This is a genomic window from Kocuria aegyptia (assembly GCF_039530085.1).
Lineage (GTDB): Bacteria > Actinomycetota > Actinomycetes > Actinomycetales > Micrococcaceae > Kocuria > Kocuria aegyptia.
Genome location: NZ_BAAAOA010000027.1, coordinates 58060 through 79454, shown reverse-complemented (window position 1 = coordinate 79454; position 21395 = coordinate 58060). Strand labels below are relative to the sequence as shown.

The window sequence follows — 21395 nt, the reverse complement described above, 5'->3', positions numbered from 1 at the left end:
ACGGCGGCGTCGCCGTCAGCCGCAACCTCGCGCGTCAGGCCCGCCACCGCCTCCGGTGCAGCTCGCGCACCGCGGGAGCCAGCTCGGGGCACGGGCCGTCCACGGGCACCCCTGGGGCCACCTGGGAGATCGGCAGCGCCGCGACGGGGGCGGGCGGGGCGCCGAGTTCGTGCAACCACCGGCCGAGCTGCGCCGACGAGGAGGCGTGGACGATGCGGCCCAGCCCCACCTAGGCGTGCGCGGCCGAGCACATGGGGCAGTGCTCGCCCGAGGTGTAGACCGTGGCCGCGGCGCGCTGCTCCGGGGTCAGGTGAGCGGCCGCCCATCGGGCGATCTCGAACTCGGGGTGCCGGGTCGCGTCACCGCCGGCCACCCGGTTGCGGTCCTCGAACAGGACCTCCCCCGGGGCCGAGACGAGCACCGAGCCGAACGGCTCGTCCCCGGCGTCGAGGGCCTCGCGGGCGAGCTCCACGCAGCGTCGCAGGTGTCGGCGGTCGGTCTCCGAGATGCCCATGGGACCAGCCTACGGGCGGCGGCGCGCCGGAGCCCGCGGGCCGGCCCGGGACATCTGCCCGGGAGCGCCCACCGCACTCCGCCCACCGCCTCGGACCGGTCCCGTCCGCCGGGTCACGTCGGGCCGGCCCCGTCCGCTCGGTCGGACCGGCGCCGTCCCGGCCGCCCGTCAGGGCCGGCCGTCATGTTCGTCCGTCCCCTCGACGACCCCTTCGAGCACCTCCATCACCACGGCGCGCGCCCGGGTCTCGGCCGCTGCCGCGTCCCCGGAGGCGACGGCGGCGGCCGTGGCCACGTGGTCCCCGAGCGCCCCGGGATCCGGGGAGCGGGGCATGAGCCCCAGTGCCGTGCGGCCGGAGAGCACCTCGGCCACCACGCCCTGCAGGGCGGCGAGCATCGGATTGCCGCTCGCCTCCAGCAGCAGCGCGTGGTAGGCGGTGTCCACCTGCAGGTACTCGGGATCCGTGCCGCGGCGGGCCTCGCCGAGCTCCCGCAGCCGGGCGGCGAGCTCCACCAGGCGCCGGCGGGTGGACTCGTCGGCGCGGACAGCGGCCAGGCGGGCTGCCACGGGCTCGATCGCGGTGCGCAGCTCCGTGAGGCTCCGCAGCTGCTCGTCCCGCCCCGGGCCGCCGAGCCGCCACCGGATCAGCCGGGGGTCGAACGGGTTCCAGTCCCGCGGCGGACGGACGGTGACACCGACCCGCCGCCGGGCCTCCACCATGCCCATGGACTCGAGCACGCGCACCACCTCCCGCACGAGCGTGCGGGAGACCCCGAACTCCTTCTCGAGGACCGCGAGCGTCAGGACGGTGCCCGGCGCCCGCGCTCCGGAGGCGATGCTCTCGCCGAGCCGGTCCAGCACCCCGCTGTGCTGCTCCACCCCGTGCATCGGCGCTCCGTCCGTCATGTGCGGCGCAGCCGCGCCGACCCTGTTGCCAAAAGTATGATCTTTCTGTCAGCCTATCGTGTGTCGTGGCTCACGACGAGACCCCATGGCCTGCGCACAGGCACGAGACCAACGGAGAAACGCAGTGGAAGACTGGACACAGACCCTCGGCACCGCGCCGCTGCTGGCGATCGCAGCAGCGGCCATCGCACTGATCCTGGTCCTGGTGATCAAGTTCAAGCTGCACGCCTTCCTGACCCTGATCCTCGTGGCGCTGCTGACGGCGTTCGCCACCGGCATCCCCACGGGAATGATCGTGGACACCGCGGTCACTGCCTTCGGCGGCACGCTCGGCTCGGTGGCCCTGCTCATCGGTCTCGGCGCCATGCTCGGCAAGCTCGTGGAGCACAGCGGCGGCGCCCGGGTGCTCGCCGACAAGCTCGTGGACATCTTCGGTGAGAAGCGCGCGCCCTTCGGGCTCGGCATCGCCTCCCTGATCATGGGTTTCCCGATCTTCTTCGACGCCGGCCTCGTGGTCATGCTGCCGATCATCTTCGCGGTCGCCCGCCGCGTGAGCGGCAACAACGTACTGCTCTACGGCATCCCCGCCGCCGGCGCGTTCTCGGTCATGCACGTCTTCGTGCCGCCGCACCCCGGTCCCGTGGCCGCCACCGAGCTCTACGGTGCCGACCTCGGCATGGTCCTGCTCATCGGCCTGCTGCTGGCCTTCCCGCTCTGGTACGTCTCCGCCTACCTGTGGGGGAAGCGCGTGGGCACCAAGTACGTCCTGCCCGTCCCGGGCTTCTTCGGCGACGTCGATCCCGACCAGCCCGCCAACCCGCCGCGGGTCGGCACGATCATCGCCCTGCTGCTGCTGCCCCTCGTGCTCATCTTCATGAACACCGGACTGGACTTCCTGCGCGCCGCCGGGGCGGTCTCCGAGGACGCCGAGTGGTTCCAGGTGCTCTCCGCCCTCGGGGCGTCCCCGGTCGCCCTGCTGATCTCGGTCCTCGTGGCCCTGTTCGTCCTCGGCACCCGCCGCGGCGAGCGCGGCACCGCCCTGGAGAAGGTCATCGACTCCTCCCTGGGCCCGGTCGCCTCCGTCATCCTCATCACCGGCGCCGGCGGCATGTTCGGCGGCATCCTGCGCGCCTCGGGCATCGGCGACGCCCTCGCGTCCTCGCTGGACGGCATCGGGCTGCCCGTCATCTTCGCGGCCTACATCATCGCCGTGGTCCTGCGCCTGGCCCAGGGCTCGGCCACGGTGGCCCTCGTCACCGCCGCCGGCCTCATGGCCCCGGCCGTGGCCGCGGGCGGCTTCAACTCCGTGGAGGTCGCGGCCGTGGTCCTGGCCACCGCCGCCGGCTCGGTCTTCGCCGGGCACGTCAACGACTCCGGGTTCTGGCTCGTGGGCCGGCTCATGGGCATGGACGTCAAGACCACGCTGAAGACCTGGACGGTCCAGCAGGCTCTCGAGTCCGTCGTCGGCTTCGCCATCGTCCTCGTCATCTTCTACATCGCGTGAGGTCCCCAGTGCGCAACATCTTCGACATCACCGGCCGGCTCGCCCTCGTCACCGGCTCCTCCCGAGGGCTGGGGCGGGCCCTGGCCACGGGACTCGCCCAGGCGGGCGCCCGCGTGGTCCTGCACGGGCGCGACGCCGAGGTCCTCGCCCGGGTGCGCGACGAGATCGCCGACGGCACGGGCACGGCCCCGGTCACGGCGGCCTTCGACCTCACCGACGCCGAGGCGGTCCGGACGGGGATCGACGCGGTCCTCGCCGAGCACGGCGTCCCGGACATCCTGGTGAACAACGCCGGGATCCAGCGCCGCGCCCCCTTCGCCGAGTTCGCGGCCCAGGACTGGGAGGACATCGTCGCGGCGAACCTCTCGAGCGTGTTCCACGTGTCCCGCGCCGTGGTCCCCGGCATGCAGGAGCGCGGCTCGGGCAAGATCGTCAACATCGGCTCCGTGCAGTCGGTGCTCGCCCGGCAGACCATCGCCCCGTACTCCGCCACCAAGGGCGGGGTGGTCATGCTCACCAAGGGGATGGCCGCGGACCTCGCCCGGCACAACATCCAGGTCAACGCGATCTCGCCCGGGTACTTCGCCACCGAGATGAACCAGGCGCTGATCGAGGACGAGACGTTCAACCGCTGGGTGGTCGAGCGCACCCCGGCCCGGCGCTGGGGACAGGTCGAGGAGCTCGTGGGCACGCTGGTCTACCTGTGCTCGGACGCCTCCAGCTTCGTCTCGGGGCACAACGTCCTGGTCGACGGCGGCATGACCTCCGTCCTCTGACCCGCAGCACCACCCCGCCCGACCCGCACGCACCAGGAAGAGAGCTCATGAAGGCCATCGTGATCCACGGCAAGGACGACCTGCGCGTCGAGGAGGTCCCCACCCCGGAGCCCGCCGAGGGCCAGGTCCGGCTCCGGATCGCCTACGGCGGGGTGTGCGGGTCGGACCTGCACTACTGGGCCGAGGGCGCCAACGGCGAGTACGTGGTCCGGGAGCCCCTCGTGCCCGGCCACGAGGTCTCCGGCACGGTGGACCTCGACCCCTCCGGTGAGCTGGCGCCCGGCACCCCGGTGACGGTCCACCCGGCCACCTTCGGCACCCCCGAGCCCGGGATCGAGGACCGGCGCCACCTGTGGCCCGGCGGGGCCTACCTGGGCAGCGCCTCCACCTGGCCGCACACCCAGGGCGGGATGAGCGAGCACCTGCTGGTCCGCCGGGACATGGTCCGGGTGCTCCCGGCCGGTCTGCCCCTGCGCCGGGCCGCGCTGGCCGAGCCGCTGGCCGTGGCGCTGCACGGGCTCACCGTGGCCGGGGACGTGACCGGCCGGCGCGTGCTCGTCTCCGGGTCCGGGCCGATCGGCCTGCTCGCAGCCGCGGCGGCCCTGGCCCGCGGCGCGGCCGAGGTCGTGGCCACCGACGTCCTCGAGGGCCCCCTCGAGCGGGCGCGCGGGATCGGCGTGCACGGCACCGTCCGGGTGGGGGCCGAGCAGATCCCGCCCGAGGCGTTCGACGTGGTCCTGGAGTGCTCCGGCGTGCCCGCGGCCGTCAGCCCCGCGCTGCGGGGCGCCCGCCGCGGCGGCGTCGTGGTCCAGGTGGGGATGGTGCCGGACGAGGCGCGGCCCGTGAACCTGGCCCCGCTGGTCTCCAAGGAGCTCCAGCTGCGCGGGTCCTTCCGCTTCGACGACGAGATCGACGAGGCGGTCGAGCTGCTCGCCGCGCGCCCCGGGATCGAGGACGTGATCACGCACGAGTTCCCCGCCGACCGCGCCACCGAGGCCTTCGCCACGGCCCGGGACTCGGCCGTCTCCGGCAAGGTCCTGGTCTGCCTGGCCCACCTGCAGGGGCGCTGATGCCCGGGTCGGCCGGAGCCGGGCACCCGGACCCCGTGGTGGTGGGCGTCGACATCGGCACCACGAGCACCAAGGCGGTGGCCTTCGCCGTGGGCGGGGAGCAGCTCGCCGCCTCCTCGGCCGGCTACCCGTTGGAGGAGCCGCATCCCGGCCACGCCGTGCAGGACCCCGAGCTGATCCTGCGGGCGGTGCTGGACACCGTCCGCGCGGTGGTCTACGAGGTGGGGGCGGAGCGCGTGGCCGGGCTGTCCTTCAGCGCCGCGATGCACAGCCTGCTCGGCCTCTCGCCCGAGGGCGAGCCCCTCACCCCGCTCGTCACCTGGGCCGACACCCGGGCCGGCGTCCAGGCGGAACGACTGCGCGCGAGCGCGGGCGGGCTCGCGCTGCACCGGCGCACGGGCACCCCGGTGCACCCGATGTCCCCGCTGCCCAAGCTCGTGTGGTTCCACGACCAGGAGCCCAAGCTGTGCGAGCGCGTCGCGTTCTGGGCCGGCGTCAAGGAGTTCGTGCTGCTGCGGCTGTGCAACGCGCTCGTGGTGGACCACTCGGTGGCCTCGGCCACCGGCCTCATGAACATCCACGAGCTCGCCTGGGACGCCGAGGCCCTCGGCCGCGCCGGGATCCTGCCCGAGCAGCTACCCGAGCTCGTGCCCACCACCCACGTCCTGCCCGGGCTCACGGACGAGGGCGCCCGGGCCACCGGGCTGCCCGCCACCACGCCCGTGGTGGTGGGGGCCAGCGACGGGCCGCTGGCCAACCTCGGCCTGGGTGCGGTCCGGCCCGGGGTCGCAGCCTGCTCGATCGGCACGAGCGGCGCGCTGCGCGTCGTCGTCGACCGCCCCGTGGTGGACCCGCTGGGGCGGGTCTTCTGCTACGCCCTGACCCCGGGGCGCTGGGTGGTCGGCGGGGCGATCAACAACGGCGGCGTGGTCCTGGGCTGGGCCGGGGACGCCCTCGCCCCCGACCTGGGGGAGGAGCCGGAAGAGGAGCTGCTCGCGCTCGCGGCGAGCGTCCCGGCCGGGTCCGGGGGGCTGCTCATGCTGCCCTACCTGCTCAGCGAGCGCGCCCCGCACTGGAGCTCCCTGCCCCGGGGCGCCTACGTGGGGCTGACCCGCGCCCACCGCCGTGAGCACCTGGTGCGCGCGGCCCTGGAGGGGGTGTGCCAGCAGCTCGGGCTGGTCCTGCAGTCGATGCGCGCGGCCGGCCTGACCGTGGAGCAGATCCGCGCCACCGGGGGCTTCGCCCGCAGCCCGCTGTGGCGGCAGCTGCTCGCCGACGTCCTCGGCACGGACATCTCCTTCGCCTCGGGCCACGAGGGCTCCGGGTTCGGCGCCGCGCTGCTCGGGATGCAGGCGCTCGGGCTCATCGAGTCCGTCGACGTGGCCGCGGACCTGGTGGAGGTGGAGTCGGTCGTGCGCCCGGACCCCGCCGACGCCGCGGTCCACGCGTCCCTGCAGCCGGTGTTCGAGCAGCTCTACGAGGCGCTCGTGCCCACGTTCACGTCCCTGCGCCGGCTGGCGCCCGCCCTGCCGCTCGAGCGCGGCTGACCGTCCCGGCGGTCCCGCCCCCGCTCCGCCGGCCGGTCCTGCCCCGCCCGGCGTCCCGGGACGACTCCGTGCACGCCCGGGAGGCGCATCGGCGGGCCTGCGTGGGACAATGGACCCGTCCTGTGTACGGGCGGGACCGTCCGGCCCCGCCCGCGGATCGTCGGTGCCGAGGGGGCCCGCCATGATCTCGAGAGCGGACGTGGAAGAACTCCACCAGTGGGTCCGCGGACCGGTCCTGCTGCCGGACGAGGACGGCTTCGCGGAGGAGGTCGCCGGCTTCAACCTGGCCGCCGTGCACCACCCGGACGTGGTGGCCGGCGTGGTCGACACCGCCGACGTGGTGGCCGTGATGCAGTGGGCCGCCGCCCACCACGAGCCCGTGGGGGTCCAGTCCACCGGCCACGGCGCGGACCAGCCCATGGAGGGCGGGCTGCTCGTCACGACCCACCGGATGCAGGAGCTCGAGGTCGACCCCCGCCGCCGGACGGCGCGGATCGGCGCCGGCGTGCGGTGGCGACGCGTGATCGACGCGGTCGCACCGCACGGGCTCGCGGTCCTCAACGGCTCGGCCAGCGACGCCGGGGCGGTCGGCTACACCCTGGGCGGCGGGCTGCCGGTGCTCGGCCGGGTCTTCGGCTTCGCCGCCGACCACCTCCTGTGCCTCGAGGTGGTGACCCCCGACGGACGGCTGCGCCACGTGGACGCCCGGCACGAGCCGGAGCTGTTCGCCCTGCTGCGCGGGGGCAAGGGGAACCTGGGCCTCGTCACCTCCATGACCCTCGACCTCGTCCCGCTGGAGGAGCTCTACGGCGGCGGGATCTTCTACCCCGGAGCGGATGCCCAGGAGGTGCTGAGCGCGTTCAGCCGGTGGGCGCCCACCCTGCCGGAGCAGGCCTCGACGTCCGTGGCCCTGCGCTGGATGCCGCACGATCCGACCGTCCCCGAACAGCTGCACAAGCAGATGCTGGTGCACCTGCGCTTCTGCTGGGTGGGCCCGCAGGACGAGGGGGCCCGGGTCCTCGCGCCGATGCGGGAGGTCGCCCGGCCCGTCCTGGACCTCGCGGGACCGATGGACTACCGGGACATCGACCAGGTGCACATGGACGCCACCGAGCCGGGTCTCTACGTGCTCACGGGCGAGTTCCTGCGGGAGTTCGACGCCGCCGCGGTCATGACGCTGCTGCAGCGCGCCGGGCCCGGCAGCCGGTGCCCGCTGCCGGAGGTGGGGATCCGCCTGATGGGTGGCGCCTTCACCCGGACGGACGGCATCCAGGACGCGGTCTCGGGGCGGGACGCGGCGTTCTTCCTGGAGCTCATCGGCTGGCTCGCACCCCACGTGGCCGAGGCGACGCCCCGGGCGCTCGCCGAGATCCTGCAGGCCATGGCCCCGTGGTCCACGGGACGGGCGTTCGTGAACATGCACGGGGTCCCGGGCGGGGAGAGCGAGCACGCCCGGGCGTGGTCCGAGGAGGTCTACGCCCGTCTGGTCCGGGCCAAGGCGCTCTACGACCCGGACAACCTGCTGCGCTTCCAGCACGTGGTGGGACAGGAGCGCTGACCGGACAGCCGGCGGACAGCTCCGCATGATGGACTCGTGGCAGCACCGCGGCGGACCCGCGCGGTGGGCACTTTCGGAAGGAGAGGTGATGGTGAACTTCAAGGGGCTCACGGCCAAGGCCAAGCAGCTCGCCCAGCGCAACCCGGACAAGGTCGAGAAGGTCCTCGACCAGGCCGGCAGCTTCGTGGACAAGCGGACCGGGCGCAAGTACGAGCGCCACGTGGACACGGTCCAGCAGAAGGCCCGGCAGTTCCTCGGCGGGGGCCACGCCTCCGGCGGCCGGACGCCCGACGGCCGGACGCCCGGCGGCCCGGCCACGGGCGGCCCGACGGCCGGTGAGCGCCCGGACGGGCGGACGGGAGGACCGGCTGCGACCGACCGGCCCGGTGACGGACCGGGCGGCGAAGGACCGGGCCCCCGCCACTGAGCGGGACCCGGGCCCCAGGACCGGGTCGGACCCCGCCCGCCGCGCACCGAGCGCCCGGCAGGCGGGGTCCGTCGTCGTCCCGGGCGGTGCTGCCCGGGGCCGCCCCCGCGGGGGACGTCTCAGCGCACCAGGGACGCGTAGACCACGTAGTTGTCGTCGAACTCCCCGGTGGCCGGGTCGTAGCCGTCGCAGGTGATCAGCCGCAGCTCGGAGCCCGCCGTGTTGCCGTAGACCTCGAGGGTGGGGAAGTCGTCCTTGCCGTACTGCTCCCCGCGGTCGACGGCGAAGACGGCCGTGGACCCATCCGCCCGGGCCACCTCGATCCTGTCCCCGGGGATGAGCCGGCGCAGATCGGCGAAGACCCCGGCGCCGCCGCCGGTGGCGTTGACGTGGCCCAGCAGCACGGCCGGTCCCTGCTCCCCGGGGGCGGGCGAGTCGTCGTACCAGCTCGCCGGGGCACCGGGTCTCTCGGGCGGGACCTCGAGCGAGCCGTTGTCCCGCAGACCGAGGTGCAGCAGCTCGGACTCGGCACCGATCGCCGGGATCGCCAGGGACACCGGGTCGGCGGCGGCCGGCAGCGGTGCCGGCGTGGGGGTCGCCGCCGCCACCGTCGTCGGGCTCGGGGCGGTCGGCGCCCGGGTGGCCGGCGCCGGGATGGTCGTCGGGGCGGCGCCGGCGGCGCTGGTGGCAGGCGGGCTCGCCGTGGCCGCCGGCGACGAGCCGGTGGCCCCGGCCTCCGGGCCGGCGGTGCCGGTGCACGCCGTGAGCAGGAGGAGGGCGGCGGTCGCCGCGCAGACGGTGGAGCCTGCGCGGCGACCGGTTCGGGATGCCGTCATGGGGACCGGAGCCTCGGATCAGCTGGGATCGGCCGAGCGGGGCTCAGGCGCGGGCGCGGCGGCGGGCCACCAGCGCGGAACCGGCCAGGGCCAGGGCCCCGGCACCGGCCACCGCGAAGCCGGCGGCAGCACCGCTGCCGGTGGCGGTCCCCACCCCGGTGTCGGCCCCGCCCTCGGGCATCGCGCCCATCTGCGAGGCCGTCAGGGTGCCGCAGGCGGCCGGGAGGGTCGCGGCCGCGGGCAGCGCCGGGTCGAGGTCGCTCATCTTCTCGGCGGCCGCAGCGGGCATCTTCGCCGGATCCACGCCGTGGACCACGACGACCGCGGTGCCGTTCTGCAGGGACTCGGCGGTGGCCTCGTCCAGCTGGAGGGTCCGCTCGTAGCTGTACGCGGACCCGCCCGGGAAGCGCTCCACGGCCAGACCGGAGTCGGGGCTGGTGTCGCCCTCGGTGGTCAGCGAGGTGCCGATCATACCGTAGAACGGGTGGCCCTCGGTGGTGTTGACCACGCCGTCGCCGTCGGTGTCGGCCTCCGGGCCCGGGCAGGTGCCCTGGCCGTGGATGTGGATGTGCTGGGCGTGCGGGAACGGGCCGTCCATGAACGTCTCGGCCGCGCCGGAGACGTTCATCGTGACGGTCGCCTCGGTGCCGTGGACGTCCACCATGACGTCGCCGGTGGTGCCGGAGCCGTTGAGGGTGCTCAGGGCGGCCTGGGCCGACCACATGTCGCCCTCGTGGGCGGCGGCGGGGGCGGCGGCCATGGTGAGGGCGCCGAGGGCCAGGGTGGGGACTGTGAGGAGCATGGACTTGCGCATCAGATTCTCTCCTGTGTCGTACCGGGGGTCGTGCCGTGTGCGCACTTTCGATGTGTGCACGGGGAGTTCGCCGCCGGACGGGACCCGGACGGGTGGGGAGGAGAAAAAACTTCCCGGCGCGCCGCAACGGCCGGCGGACCCGTCCGCCGCAGGTCCCGCGACGAACAGCAGTCATGGAGACCGCGCGTGTGTCGACGGCACCACCCGCACCCGGTGTGGCAGGGTGCAGATCGACACTGCTCTCGTCCGGGCCCCGGGCGAGGTGCTGCTCCCCGAGTGAACAGCGAGATCGTGTGAGCGAAGGACCGGCCGGCCACAGCCGTGGTGCCGGCGCCCCGATGCCCGCTCCCGGGCGGGCCGAGGAGCAGGCCGCTCTGCTGCGCCGCGCGGCAGGTGGGGACGAGGACGCCTTCGCCGAGCTGTACGACGCGACGTCGGCGACGGTTCACGGACTCGTGCTGCGGCTGCTCCGCGCCCCGGAGCTGGCCGCCGAGGTGGTCCAGGAGGTCTACTTGATGGCCTGGCAGCAGGCGGAGCGCTTCGACGCCGGCCGCGGCACGGTCCTGGCCTGGTTGTGCACCATGGCCCGCCGCCGCGCGGTCGACCGGATCCGGCACGACCAGCGGGAGCGGGACCGGGACCAGCAGTACGAGGTCCGGCAGGCCGAGACCCCGTCGGACTCCACCTGGCACGAGGTCGAGCAGTCCCTGGACTCCGGGGAGGTGCGGGCGCAGCTCGGTGCGCTCAGCCCGCTCCAGCGGGAGGCCGTCTGCCTGGTGTACTACCGGGGATACAGTCACCGCCAGGTCGCGGAGCACCTGGACGTCCCGCTGGGCACGGCGAAGGCCAGGATCCGCGACGGGCTCAACAATCTGAGATCGGCACTGGGGGTGCGGCAGTGAAGGACATCCAGGGGGACGGCCGGGCCGGCGACGTCCACGCCGACGCGGCGCTCTACGCCGTGGACGCCCTCGAGCCCGGCGAGCGAGCGGCGTTCGAGCTCCACCTGCGCGGCTGCCCTGCCTGCCAGGAGGAGGTGGCCGCGTTCGGGGAGGTCGGGGCGCACCTGGCGGCCGCCGTCGCCGAGCCGCCGCCGGCCGCGCTGCGCGAGAACGTGCTCGCGGCCGTGCGCGGGACGCGGCAGGAGCAGCGGGCGGAGGACCGGGCCGGGGCCACGCCCGTGTCCCTGGCGCAGCGGCGCCGACCCCGGCGCCGCTGGCTGGCCGCCGCCGCGGCCGCCGTGCTCCTGCCCGGCGCCGCCCTGGGCGGCTGGGCCGTCGGCACCCAGACGGAGCAGCGGGAGCAGCAGCAGCTCGTGGCCGAGGAGCAGGACCGGCAGAACCGGCTGCTGAGCGCTCCGGACGTCACCACCCGTCAGCTCGAGGTGGGCGGCCGCCCGGCCACGCTGGTGGTCTCGGCGGAGGAGGACGAGGCCCTGTTCGTCGCCGCCGATCTCGCCGGGCCGGGGGAGGGCCGGGAGTATCAGCTGTGGCTCGTGCAGGGCGAGACCCCGGTGCCGGACGTGCACTTCGGCGGAGGACAGGTGCAGGTCTGGCTGGACGGCGACATCGGGCAGGCCGGGGCGGTGGCCATGACCGTGGAGCCCGCCGGTGGCTCCGAGACGCCCACCCTGCCCGTGCTGGCCACCGCGGAGATCTGAGTGCGGCCCCGCCCGCCGCGGCTCCTGCCAGAATGAGGCCATGACCGAGGCAGAACCGACCGGCAACGGCGACGACTACGGGGACGACTACGGGGGCGACCGGGTGCGTGCGGGGGTGTGGGCCACGCTCGGGGACGCCCGGACCACGCTCGCCCTCGAGCGCGCGGGCTTCGCCTGGGTGGGCGTCGACGCCCAGCACGGCCACTTCGACGACGCCGCCGTCCGCGGCCTCTTCGCCCTGCGGCGTGCGCCGGCCGCCCCGGTGCTGGTCCGGGTGGCCGCCAACGACCCCACGCTCATCGGCCGGGCGCTGGACGCCGGCGCCGACGGCGTCGTCGTGCCGCTCGTCCAGGACGCGGAGCAGGCCGAGGCCGCGGTCGCCGCGGCCCACTATCCGCCGCGGGGCGCCCGGAGCTGGGGGCCGCTGCCCGGCACGCGGGACCCCGCCGCCGGTGCGGCGGCCGCGCCCCGGCCGCTGTGCGCCGTGATGGTGGAGACCGCGCCCGCGGTCGCCGCGGTCCGGGCGATCGCGGCGGTCCCGGACCTGGACATGGTCTTCGTGGGGCCCTTCGACCTCGCGCTCGCCCTGGGCCGGGACGTCGACGAGCTGCTCGCGGACACCTCGGCGGACGCGCCCCTGCCCACGATCGTGCGCGCATGCCGGGAGGCCGGTGTCCTGGCGGGCGCCTACGCCGGCGCCCCGGAGCGGGCCGCCGCGCTGCGGGCGCAGGGCTTCTCCTGGATCGCCGTCACGACCGACGCCGGCGTCCTGCAGCTCGGCGGCGAGGCCGCGCGGGCCGCCCTGGACCGGGCGCCATGACGCCCCGGCCGGGCGGCAGGCACCCGCACCCGCTGCGCTGGGTGCTGTCCCGGGAGCTGGTCCGCGACTGGCTGCGCTCGTTCCGGACCAGCCGCAGCGCCCTGTACTTCCGGTTCCGGAACCGCTTCTCGGCCGCGCCCGTGCGGGGGGACGCGCCCGTGGTCGTGAGCCTCACCTCCTACGGGAACCGGATCCGCGCGGTGCACCTGGCCGTCGAGTCGATGGCGCACGGCACCGTGCGCCCGCAGCGGCTGATCCTGTGGCTGCGGGAGGCCGACGTCGTGGCCGACCCGCCCGCGCCGCTGGCCCGGCTGGTGCGCCGGGGCCTCGAGCTGCGGTGCACCGAGGACTGGGGCCCCCACCAGAAGTACTACCCGTACGTGCGGTCCCGGACGAGGCACGAGCTGCCGCTGGTCATCGCGGACGACGACGTGCTCTACGGCGAGACCTGGCTCGAGGAGCTGCTGGCGGTCCACGCGCAGCACCCCCACGACGTGGTCGCCCACCGCACCCACCGGATCCGCGTCGACGGAGGACGGATCCTGCCCTACGCCACGTGGCGCCCCGGCGCCCCGGCGGAGGCCTCCGTCCGCACCTTCGCCACGGGCTCCTCCGGCGTGCTCTACCCGCCGCACCTGCTCGACGCCCTGCGCGAGCTCGGCGCCGCGTTCACCGTGTGCGCGCCGATGGCCGACGACGTGTGGCTGCACGCCGTGGCGCTGCGCCACGGGACCGGGATCCGGCCCGTCGGCGACGGCAGAACCGCCTACCGGCCCATTCCCCGGATGCTCTTCCGGGGTCTCAGCACCCGCAATGTCCTGCGCGGAGGCAACGACATGCAGATCGCAGCCACGTATTCGGCCTCGGACGTGGAAGAGTTGGAGCGTGCACGGGTGGCCGAGGGCCCCTGAGCACGTGGGCGGGTCGTTCCCCGCTGCCCGCCCGCAGGCCGTCCCCCCACGGCCGCTGTCCGCGCTCCCATCCCCCCAGGAGTTCCCATGCCGAACGACCACCGCCGCCCGGACCCGCCGCGCCACGTCGCCGCCGACGTGCCGTCGCGAGCAGCAGGGCACTCGATCGTCTTCGACTCGCCGGCCGAACTGGCCGCCTACACCCGCCACGACCGCCTGGCCGGCACCGGCCCCCTCCTGCTGGCCCGCCGCGCCGGGTACCACCCCGACGGGCCGTGGCCCTGCTCGGCGCTCGAGTCCGCCCAGAACGTGCTGGCCACCCGGGCGCGCACGATGATCGAGATCGAGCTGCGCGCCACGGTCGACGGCCGGTGCGTGGTCCTGCACGAGGCCGTCATGGGACACGGGAGCACAGGCGCCGGCCCCGTGAGCGAACAGTCGGCCGACTACGTGCTCAGCCAGCACCTGGTGGACAACTACGGCGAGGTCACCCGGTTCCCCGTCCGGGAGGCCGGCGAGTTCCTCACCTGGGCGGTGCTCGCCGGCGCGGTGCTGTGGCTCGACGTCAAGAACGTGACCCCGGAGGCCGTCGTCGAGCTCGTCCGCACGCACCGGGCCGAGAGCCAGGTGGTGGTCGGCGTGCGCGGCCTGACGGAGCTGGCCGTCTACCGCAGGATCGCCCCCGACCTCGTCTACTTCGTCCCGACCCACGAGGACGGCCTGCCCACGGTCGAGGACGTCCGGCGGGAGGTGCCCGACCTCCGCCGGGTGATCGGCTTCGCCGGCCACTACGTCCCGGACATGGAGGAGAGCCTGCGGATGCGGAGCTGGAACGTGCCCATGCGGCTCGAGCTGCACCGCTACGACGAGAACCTGCCCGCCGACGCCCTCGACGTGCACTACTACCGACGCGCGGTCGAGGTCGGCTTCGGGATCCTCTCCACGAGCCACTACCGCGAGGTGTCCGACCTCCTCGGCCTGACCGAGTGGGCGCCGAAGAACGCCTCGGTCAGGGACGACCGGGGACTGACCCGCCGCTGACCCCGGACGCTCGGCGCCCGTGGGAACCTAGACTCGCCGCATGACCTGGAACGCAGCGGCCCTCCCGACCCTGCTGGGCATCGGCCTCCTGGTCGCCGTCACCGCCGCGGCGCTCGCAGCCCGCGGCGTGCCCCGCTGGTCCGCCCCCGGGCTCGCCGTGCTGCGCGCGGCCGCCCAGCTCGCCGCGCTCAGCCTGGTGCTCTCGTCGGTGATCGAGAACCTCCTGTGGGTCTGGCTCGCCCTGGGCGTGATGTTCGTGGCGGCGGTGCTGACCGCGGGTGGGCGCCTGCACGCGGGCGCGCGGTCGCTGCTGTGGCTGGGGGCGGTCATGCTGCTCGCCGCGGCGGCGACCCTGGCCATCGTGTTCCTGACGGGCGCGATCGCGGTCGCACCCCAGAACGTCCTGGCCGTCGGAGGCATCGTCATCGGCAACACGATGAGCATCGCCACGCTCACGGGCCGGCGGTTCCGCGCGGACGTGGTGGAACGGCGCGCGGAGGTGGAGGGCTGGCTGGCGCTGGGGGCCACGCCGCGGCAGTCGACGCTCGACATCGCCCGGCAGGCCGTCCTCGAGGCGCTCGTCCCGTCGGTCGACCAGACGCGCACCACCGGGATGGTCGTCCTGCCCGGGGCGTTCGTGGGCGCCGTCTTCGCCGGGGCGTCGCCGCTGGAGGCGGGGCGGTTCCAGCTGGTCGTGCTCGCGGCGATCCTGGCCGCGGGAGCCCTCGTGGCCGTGGGGCTCGTCGAGGCGCTGGGCCGGGCGAGGACGGTGCCCACGGAGTGACCGCCCGCAGCCTGCGCACGAGAACCCCGGCCGCCCGCGATCCAGGGGCGCCCGGGGTTCTCGTGGACAGGGCTCAGTCGTCGCCCGGTGCGTCCTCGGGTGCGTCCCCCTCGGCCTGGGAGGGCTTGTTGTCGTCCGGGTGGACGGCCGACTGCACGTTCTGGTCCTCGGGGACGTCCCCCTCGGCCTGCGACGGCTTGTTCTCGGCGGGGTCCGGGGTCGTCTCGCTCATTCCGCTCCTCATGTGCTCAGCAGGGTAATGGTCGCGGTTCACGCTACGCCGGGCCCGGGGCCCCGACAAGGGCATCCCGCTACGCGGCCCGGCCGGCGAGGATCGCGGCGAAGAGCTGCGCGGGGATCAGCCCTGTCCGGTGGGCGCGCTCGACCGCGTCGAAGCCCTCCTCGGTCTCCTCGTACGGGAAGTGGATCAGGTCCGCCGCGAGCTCCCAGTGGTCGATCATCCCGCCGGCCCAGAGCTGGCAGATCTCCCACGGGGTGTCCGCCGAGAAGGTGGGGACGTCGGGCAGGACGTACTCGTCGGCCGGCACGCGCCACGCCTCGAGGCTGTCCAGGTCCGCCGTAAGCTCCTCGAGGGTGTCGTAGTGGCCCGCGCGGTCCGGGTCCACGGAGCCGTTCGGGTTGGCCAGCTCGACGTCGTAGCCGCCCTCGGCCGCCGCGAACACCGTGGTGGGCCCGGGCTCCCCGCCCACGCCGGCGTCGAGGGGCAGCTGGGACGGCAGCCACTCCCAGCCGTCGCCGAGCTGGTCCATCTCCAGGTCCCGGTAGGCCACCCAGCCGCGGGCGACCAGCAGCTCGTGGGCGTCGTCGTCCCACGTGCCCTGAGCGGCGCCCTCGATGTCGACGGTGCGGGCTCCGGCCGCGGCGTGGAACTCCCGCCGCTGCTGCTTCTTCTTGGCGGCGGCCTTCTTGCGGGGCTTGCTCTTGGGCACGGATCCTCCTGACGGGCGGGGACGGACGCGTCGGCGGTCCCTCGGACCTCCCATGATCCCGCATCCGGCGGAGTCCGGGCACGCCGGGACCGCCGCCGGGACGCGCGCAGCGAGATCCGCGCCCACGACCCGCCGGGCCGTGGAGGTCCAGCTCTGTTTCGGCGGGCCGCCGCGACCGTAGACTCCGAGGACCATCCGACGCCCAGGGAGGCTCCTCCACCATGAAGCACTACCTGCTCAGCATCGAACAGCCCGACGGCGGACCGGCGGACCCGGAGATCCTCGAACCCGTGATGCGGGACGTCGCCGCGTTCAACGACGAGCTCAGGGCGGCCGGGGCGTGGGTCTTCGCCGGGGGCCTGGACCGGGCGGAGGCGTCCGTCGTCGTGCGCTTCCACGGCGACGACGTGGTGACCACGGACGGCCCCTACGAGCGCGAGGACGAGCACGCCGGGGGCATCTGCATCGTGGCCGCGCCGGACTACGACGCCGCCATCGAGTGGGGCCGGAAACTTGCGCGGGCGACCACCCTCCCGGTGGAGGTCCGCGAGTTCCAGGGCGAGCCGGAGGAGCACCTGGCGTAGCGCCCGCCCGCGGGGCCGAGGAACGCGGGGCGGGAGGGTGGCTCCACCCAGCGATGAGGCGCACCGCTCAGCGGGTGCGTGCCCCGCTCACCCGGAGGGCGTCGCGGGGCGCCCCTGCAGCGCGACGACGGCCTCGGCGACCATGTCCTCGACCGGCTGGTCGATGTCGAGGGCGTAGCCGGGCTCGTCCGGGCCCAGCGGCTCGAGCGTGCCCAGCTGGGAGGCCAGCAGGGCCGCGGGCATGAAGTGCTCGCTGCGGCCCTCCAGCCGCGACGCCAGGACGTCGGGCGTCCCGTGCAGGTGCAGGAACGCCGTGCCGGGGGCCGCGCGGCGGATGTGGTCCCGGTAGCGGCGCCGGAGCGCGGAGCACGCCAGGACCAGACCGGTGCCGTCCCGGTCCGCCTCGCGCAACCGCTCACCGACGGTGTCCAGCCACGGCCGGCGGTCGGCGTCCTCGAGGGGCGTGCCCGACGCCATTTTCCGCACATTGGCCAGCGGGTGCAGGCTGTCGGCGTCGAGGAACGGCACCCCGGCCCCGTGGGCCACCAGGGCACCGACGGTCGTCTTGCCGGACCCGGAGACGCCCATGACCACCACGAGCGGGGCGCCGGCGCGGGCGTGGTCGTGGGCGCTCACCAGTCGTGGACGGTGCCGTCGGCCAGCCGGTTGTACGGCAGGTAGGCGTTCTCGTAGTCGTACTTGGCGGCCTCGTCCTCGTCGATCTCCACGCCCAGGCCCGGGGTGTCGCTGGGGTGCAGCAGACCGTCCTGGAAGGTCATGTTCTGCCGGAACACGGTGTTGGTCCGCTCGGAGTGCGGCATGTACTCCTGGAGACCGAAGTTGTGGATCGCCATGCCCACGTGCATCTGCGCGGCCAGGCCCACCGGGGAGACGTCGGTGGGCCCGTGGAAGCCGGACTTGATCTGGTACAGCGCTGCGAGGTCCATGACCTTCTTGAGCGGGGAGATGCCGCCGAAGTGGGTCGAGGCGCACCGGACGTAGTCGATGAGCTGCTCCTGGATGAGGTCCTTGATGTCCCACACGGTGTTGAAGACCTCGCCGATGGCCAGGGGCGTGGTGGTGTGCCGGCGGACCAGGCGCAGGGCCTCCTGGTTCTCGGCCGGGGTGCAGTCCTCGAGCCAGAACAGGTCGTAGGGCTCCAGGGACTTGCCGAGCCTGGCGGCCTGCAGCGGGGTCATCCGGTGGTGGCCGTCGTGCAGGAGCATCATCTCGGGGCCGAACTCGTTGCGCACGCCCTCGAAGACGGTGGGGATGTGGCGCATGTAGGCGCGGGTGTCCCAGTCCTCCTCGGCCGGCAGCGCCGAGCGCTGGGCCGGCTCGTAGTCGTAGCGCTCGCCGGAGGCCTGCGGCTGGGCGGCCACGCCGTAGAGCGCGGTGATGCCCGGGACCGAGGACTGCACGCGGATCGCGGTGTAGCCGTGCTCCTGTTCGGAGCGGATGGAGTCGAAGATCTCCTCGAGGTCCCGCCCGGAGGCGTGCCCGTAGGTGGCCAGTCCGCGGCGGGAGGCGCCGCCGAGCAGCTGGTACACCGGCAGCCCGGCGACCTTGCCCTTGATGTCCCACAGGGCCATGTCCACCGCGGCGATCGCGGCCATGGTGACCGGGCCGCGGCGCCAGTAGCCGGAGCGGTAGAGGAACTGCCAGGTGTCCTCGATGTTCGCCGGATCGCGGTCGATGAGCAGCGGCACCACGTGGTCCGAGAGGTACGTGGCCACGGACAGCTCGCGGCCGTTGAGGGTGGCGTCCCCGATCCCGGTGATCCCCTCGTCGGTCGTGATCTTCAGGGTCACGAAGTTGCGGGTGGGGCTGGTGACGATGACCTTGGCCTCGGTGATCTTCATGGTGTTCCTTTCGTGGGGAGGGTGGCGGCGCCGTGTCAGCGGGTCGTGGGAGCGAGTCCGGCGGCGAGCCGGGTGATGAGGTCGACGACGTCGTCCTGCCCGGCGAGCTCCCGGTCCAGCAGGCCCAGGAGTGCGCGGACGCGGTCCGGTCCGGCGTCGGCGGCCAGGATCTGCTCGGCGGCGGTGTCCTGGACCTGGGTCCGCCCGTCGAGGAAGGCGACCCAGGCGGCGATCATCCGGGCGGCGGCCCTGCCGTCCCGGCCCGCGGCCCGCTCGGCGGTGAGCACGGGCACGGCGCGCATCGGCAGCTTGACGGAGCCGTCGACGGCGATCTGGGCCAGGTGGTGGGCGATCCGCGGATTGGCGAAGCGCTCGAGCAGGGCCTCCCGGTAGTCGAGCAGGGCCAGGCCCGGGGCGGTGAGGTGCGCGCACGCCTCGTCCCAGAACGCCTCGACCGCGTCCCGGCAGTCGGGGTCGGCCAGGGCCTCGGCCACGGTGCTGTGCCCCCGCAGCTGCCCGGCGTAGGCCAGCAGGGAGTGGGCGCCGTTGAGCAGCCACAGCTTGCGGTTCTCGAACGGTTCGATGTCGTCGACGAACACCGCGCCGGCGCGCTCCCAGGCGGGCCGGCCGGCGGGGAACTCCCCGGAGAGCACCCAGCTGCTGAACGGCTCCGTGACCACGGGGGCGCGGTCGGTGCGGCCGGTCTCGCGGGCCACGGTCTCGGCCAGCTCGTCCTCGGCGCGCGGGGTGATCCGGTCGATGGAGGTGGACACGAAGGAGACGTGCTCCTCGACCCAGCGGCCCAGCCGGGGGTCCACGGCGGCGGCCAGGCCCTGCACGGCGTGGCGGGCGGCGGTGCCGTTGGCGGGGAGGTTGTCGCAGGGCACCACGGCGATCGGCCCGGCGCCGGCACGGCGGCGCGCGTCGAGGCCTGCGACCAGCCGCCCCGCCATCGTCGCGGGCGCCCCGGCGCCGGTGCGCAGCCGCTCCAGCTCGGCGGCGACCGCGGGCACGGACGGGTCGAAGGCCAGCCCCGCGCCCAGGTGGTAGGCCGCCTCGGTGACCGTGATGGTGACTGCGGCGGTGCCGGGGGCGGCGAGCAGCTCGCGGAGCCGGTCCACGTCCTCCGCGGCGCGGGCCTCGGCGATCGCGCCGATCACCTCGTGGCGGTCGCCGTCGCCGGCGCGCTCCACCAGGGTGTAGAGCCCGTCCTGCGCCGCGAGCAGCTCGGCCATCACGGGGCTGCGCCCGGTGAAGGCGGCGTAGCCCCACTGCGGGTCGGCCGGGTCCGTCTCGGCGTGCTGGGTGTACCAGGCCTGGTGGGCGCGGAAGAAGGCGCCCAGGCCCAGATGGACGAGACGCACCGGGGGGATGGGCAGGCCCAGGGCAGCGCGGTTCAGGGGGGTGCTCACAGTTTGAAAGCCCTTCTGGGTGCGGCGTCGACGACGTCGACGATGATCTCGGCGGCCCGTTCCTCGGAAATCCGGTGCTCGGCCACGAGCCGGGCCAGGAAGGACGCCTCGGTCCGGCGGGAGGCGTCGTGGCGGGCGGGGATGGAGCAGAACGCGCGGGTGTCGTCGATGAACCCGGAGGAACGCGAGAAGCCCGCGGTGCCCGTGACGGCGGAGCGGAAGCGGAGCATCGCGTCGGGCTCGTCGATGAACCACCAGGGCGCCCCCACGTAGACCGAGGGGTAGAAGCCCGCCAGCGGGGCGATCTCACGGGAGAAGACGGTCTCGTCGATGGTGAACAGCACGAGGTGGAAGTTCTCGGCCGTGCCGAAGTCCGCGAGCAGCGGCTGCAGGGCCCGGGTGTACTCCATGGCGAAGGGGATGTCGTGGCCGGAGTCCGCCCCGTGCCGCGCAAAGGTCTCGGGGGAGTGGTTGCGGTGCACGCCCGGGTGCAGCGTCATGACGAGGCCGTCCTCGACGGCCATCCGGGCGAACTGGTAGGTCATGCTCGCCTCGAACGCCTCCGCTTCCTCCGCGGTGGCCTCCCCGCGGAGGCCCTTCTCGAACAGGCGGCCCGCCTCGGCAGCGTCCAGTTTCAGGGTGCGGGCGGTCAGCGTGCCGTGGTCGGCGGACACCGCGCCGTGGGCGAGGAAGTGCGCCCGCCGGTTCTGCAGGGCGTGCAGGTAGCCCGCGTAGCCCGTGCTCCCGTCGCCGGCGGTGTCGATCAGCCGGTGCGCCTTCTCGGCGAAGCCGGCCCCGGAGAACTTCACGTACGCGTCGGGGCGGAAGGTCGGCAGCACCCGCCCGGCGAACGTCCGGTCCGCGGCGAGGCGGGCGTGGGCGGCGAGGTCGTCCAGCGGGTCGTCGGTGGTGGCCATGACCTCGAGGCCGAAGCGCTCGAACAGCGCCCGCGGCCGGAACTCGGGCTGCCCGACGAGCGACTGGAGCCGGTCGTAGAGCTCGTCGGCGTGCTCCGCACCGATCAGGGCGTCGTCGATGCCGAAGACGTTGACGAACTCCGAGCGCAGCCAGTAGCCCGAAGCGGTGCCGTCGAAGAGGCCCCAGTGCCGGCAGAAGATCCGCCAGGCCTCGCGGGGGTCGGTGTCCGGCGCGCCGCCCACGCCGAGGTCGGCCAGGGCCACGCCGTTGGCGTGCAGCAGCCGGGTGACGTAGTGGTCGGGGCTGATCAGCAGCCCGGTCGGATCCGGGAAGGGTGTGTTCTCGGCGAGGACCCGCGCGTCCACATGACCGTGCGGGGAGACGATCGGGAGGTCCTCGACCAGGGCGAGGAGGGCCCGGGCGATGGACCGGGTGCCTGGATCTGCCGGCAGGAGGCGGTCGGGGTGGGCTGCTATCGACGCTGACATGACTCTCATGAGA

The 21395-nt window shown here is 74.5% G+C and carries 22 protein-coding genes and 1 pseudogene; 13 read left to right on the top strand and 10 right to left on the bottom strand.

Annotated elements, in window-relative coordinates; translation table 11 throughout:
• Window positions 1-34: 34 nt before the first annotated feature.
• Both ABD220_RS11195 and ABD220_RS11190 read right to left on the bottom strand, forming a co-directional pair.
• Window positions 35-514, bottom strand: a pseudogene (locus ABD220_RS11195) (nucleoside deaminase).
• A gap of 168 nt (window positions 515-682) precedes the next feature.
• Window positions 683-1402, bottom strand: a complete 720-nt coding sequence (locus ABD220_RS11190) for a FadR/GntR family transcriptional regulator (RefSeq protein ID WP_344122579.1) — start codon at window positions 1400-1402, stop codon at window positions 683-685.
• Window positions 1403-1544: 142 nt separating this feature from the next.
• Between ABD220_RS11190 and ABD220_RS11185 the strand changes: the two genes are divergently transcribed.
• The 6 genes from ABD220_RS11185 to ABD220_RS11160 all read left to right on the top strand — a co-directional run bounded on the left by ABD220_RS11185 (window position 1545) and on the right by ABD220_RS11160 (window position 8302).
• Entirely contained in the window at window positions 1545-2924 is a 1380-nt protein-coding gene (locus ABD220_RS11185; protein WP_344122578.1) for a GntP family permease, read from the top strand.
• A gap of 8 nt (window positions 2925-2932) precedes the next feature.
• On the top strand, window positions 2933-3700 hold the full coding sequence (locus ABD220_RS11180) for an SDR family oxidoreductase (protein ID WP_344122576.1): 768 nt from the start codon (window positions 2933-2935) through the stop codon (window positions 3698-3700).
• A gap of 47 nt (window positions 3701-3747) precedes the next feature.
• Window positions 3748-4770 carry a zinc-binding dehydrogenase gene (locus tag ABD220_RS11175; protein ID WP_344122575.1) on the top strand — a complete coding sequence of 341 codons (1023 nt, stop codon included), beginning with the start codon at window positions 3748-3750 and terminating at the stop codon, window positions 4768-4770.
• Window positions 4770-6317, top strand: a complete 1548-nt coding sequence (locus ABD220_RS11170; protein WP_344122574.1) for a gluconokinase — start codon at window positions 4770-4772, stop codon at window positions 6315-6317. The genes ABD220_RS11175 and ABD220_RS11170 overlap by 1 nt, the downstream gene beginning before the upstream one ends.
• A 181-nt stretch (window positions 6318-6498) precedes the next feature.
• On the top strand, window positions 6499-7875 hold the full coding sequence (locus ABD220_RS11165; RefSeq protein ID WP_344122573.1) for an FAD-binding oxidoreductase: 1377 nt from the start codon (window positions 6499-6501) through the stop codon (window positions 7873-7875).
• A gap of 88 nt (window positions 7876-7963) precedes the next feature.
• Entirely contained in the window at window positions 7964-8302 is a 339-nt protein-coding gene (locus tag ABD220_RS11160; RefSeq protein WP_344122571.1) for an antitoxin, read from the top strand.
• 119 nt (window positions 8303-8421) lie between these two features.
• On the opposite strand, the gene ABD220_RS11155 is transcribed toward ABD220_RS11160, so the two are convergent.
• Together ABD220_RS11155 and ABD220_RS11150 are read right to left on the bottom strand one after the other, a co-directional pair.
• Complete coding sequence (locus tag ABD220_RS11155) at window positions 8422-9138, bottom strand: class F sortase (RefSeq protein ID WP_344122569.1); 717 nt, start codon at window positions 9136-9138, stop codon at window positions 8422-8424.
• A gap of 43 nt (window positions 9139-9181) precedes the next feature.
• Window positions 9182-9952, bottom strand: a complete 771-nt coding sequence (locus ABD220_RS11150) for a hypothetical protein (protein ID WP_344122567.1) — start codon at window positions 9950-9952, stop codon at window positions 9182-9184.
• Window positions 9953-10290: 338 nt separating this feature from the next.
• Here ABD220_RS11150 and ABD220_RS11145 point away from each other — a divergent pair, with 338 nt between their 5' ends.
• From ABD220_RS11145 to ABD220_RS11120, 6 genes are all read left to right on the top strand, one after another.
• A complete protein-coding gene (locus ABD220_RS11145) occupies window positions 10291-10854 on the top strand; it encodes a sigma-70 family RNA polymerase sigma factor (protein WP_344122566.1) in 564 nt (187 codons plus the stop codon).
• Window positions 10851-11612 carry an anti-sigma factor gene (locus tag ABD220_RS11140; protein WP_344122564.1) on the top strand — a complete coding sequence of 254 codons (762 nt, stop codon included), beginning with the start codon at window positions 10851-10853 and terminating at the stop codon, window positions 11610-11612. The genes ABD220_RS11145 and ABD220_RS11140 overlap by 4 nt, the downstream gene beginning before the upstream one ends.
• Before the next feature lie 40 nt (window positions 11613-11652).
• On the top strand, window positions 11653-12432 hold the full coding sequence (locus ABD220_RS11135; protein WP_344122563.1) for an aldolase/citrate lyase family protein: 780 nt from the start codon (window positions 11653-11655) through the stop codon (window positions 12430-12432).
• Complete coding sequence (locus ABD220_RS11130; protein WP_344122562.1) at window positions 12429-13343, top strand: hypothetical protein; 915 nt, start codon at window positions 12429-12431, stop codon at window positions 13341-13343. Before ABD220_RS11135 ends, ABD220_RS11130 begins: the two co-directional genes overlap by 4 nt.
• Before the next feature lie 87 nt (window positions 13344-13430).
• The gene (locus tag ABD220_RS11125; RefSeq protein ID WP_344122560.1) at window positions 13431-14384 is read left to right on the top strand and encodes a hypothetical protein; all 954 of its coding nucleotides are present in this window, start codon (window positions 13431-13433) and stop codon (window positions 14382-14384) included.
• A gap of 40 nt (window positions 14385-14424) precedes the next feature.
• The gene (locus ABD220_RS11120; RefSeq protein ID WP_344122558.1) at window positions 14425-15168 is read left to right on the top strand and encodes an ABC transporter permease; all 744 of its coding nucleotides are present in this window, start codon (window positions 14425-14427) and stop codon (window positions 15166-15168) included.
• Window positions 15169-15241: 73 nt separating this feature from the next.
• Here ABD220_RS11120 and ABD220_RS11115 read toward each other — a convergent pair whose 3' ends face one another.
• Together ABD220_RS11115 and ABD220_RS11110 are read right to left on the bottom strand one after the other, a co-directional pair.
• Window positions 15242-15400 carry a hypothetical protein gene (locus tag ABD220_RS11115; protein WP_344122556.1) on the bottom strand — a complete coding sequence of 53 codons (159 nt, stop codon included), beginning with the start codon at window positions 15398-15400 and terminating at the stop codon, window positions 15242-15244.
• A 79-nt stretch (window positions 15401-15479) separates the two neighbouring features.
• Window positions 15480-16118 (bottom strand): hypothetical protein, encoded by a 639-nt coding sequence (locus tag ABD220_RS11110; RefSeq protein ID WP_344122555.1) that lies wholly within the window; start codon window positions 16116-16118, stop codon window positions 15480-15482.
• A 221-nt stretch (window positions 16119-16339) separates the two neighbouring features.
• Between ABD220_RS11110 and ABD220_RS11105 the strand changes: the two genes are divergently transcribed.
• Entirely contained in the window at window positions 16340-16702 is a 363-nt protein-coding gene (locus ABD220_RS11105; protein WP_344122553.1) for a YciI family protein, read from the top strand.
• Between the two features lie 87 nt (window positions 16703-16789).
• On the opposite strand, the gene ABD220_RS11100 is transcribed toward ABD220_RS11105, so the two are convergent.
• The 4 genes from ABD220_RS11100 to uxaC are packed head-to-tail and all read right to left on the bottom strand — an operon-like array spanning window position 16790 to window position 21382.
• Window positions 16790-17338, bottom strand: coding sequence for a gluconokinase (locus ABD220_RS11100; protein WP_344122551.1), 549 nt, complete (start codon window positions 17336-17338; stop codon window positions 16790-16792).
• Complete coding sequence (gene manD / locus ABD220_RS11095) at window positions 17335-18564, bottom strand: D-mannonate dehydratase ManD (RefSeq protein WP_344122549.1); 1230 nt, start codon at window positions 18562-18564, stop codon at window positions 17335-17337. The genes ABD220_RS11100 and manD overlap by 4 nt, the downstream gene beginning before the upstream one ends.
• A gap of 35 nt (window positions 18565-18599) precedes the next feature.
• Entirely contained in the window at window positions 18600-19976 is a 1377-nt protein-coding gene (locus tag ABD220_RS11090; RefSeq protein ID WP_344122547.1) for a mannitol dehydrogenase family protein, read from the bottom strand.
• On the bottom strand, window positions 19973-21382 hold the full coding sequence (gene uxaC, locus ABD220_RS11085; RefSeq protein ID WP_344122545.1) for a glucuronate isomerase: 1410 nt from the start codon (window positions 21380-21382) through the stop codon (window positions 19973-19975). The genes ABD220_RS11090 and uxaC overlap by 4 nt, the downstream gene beginning before the upstream one ends.
• Window positions 21383-21395: the final 13 nt, after the last annotated feature.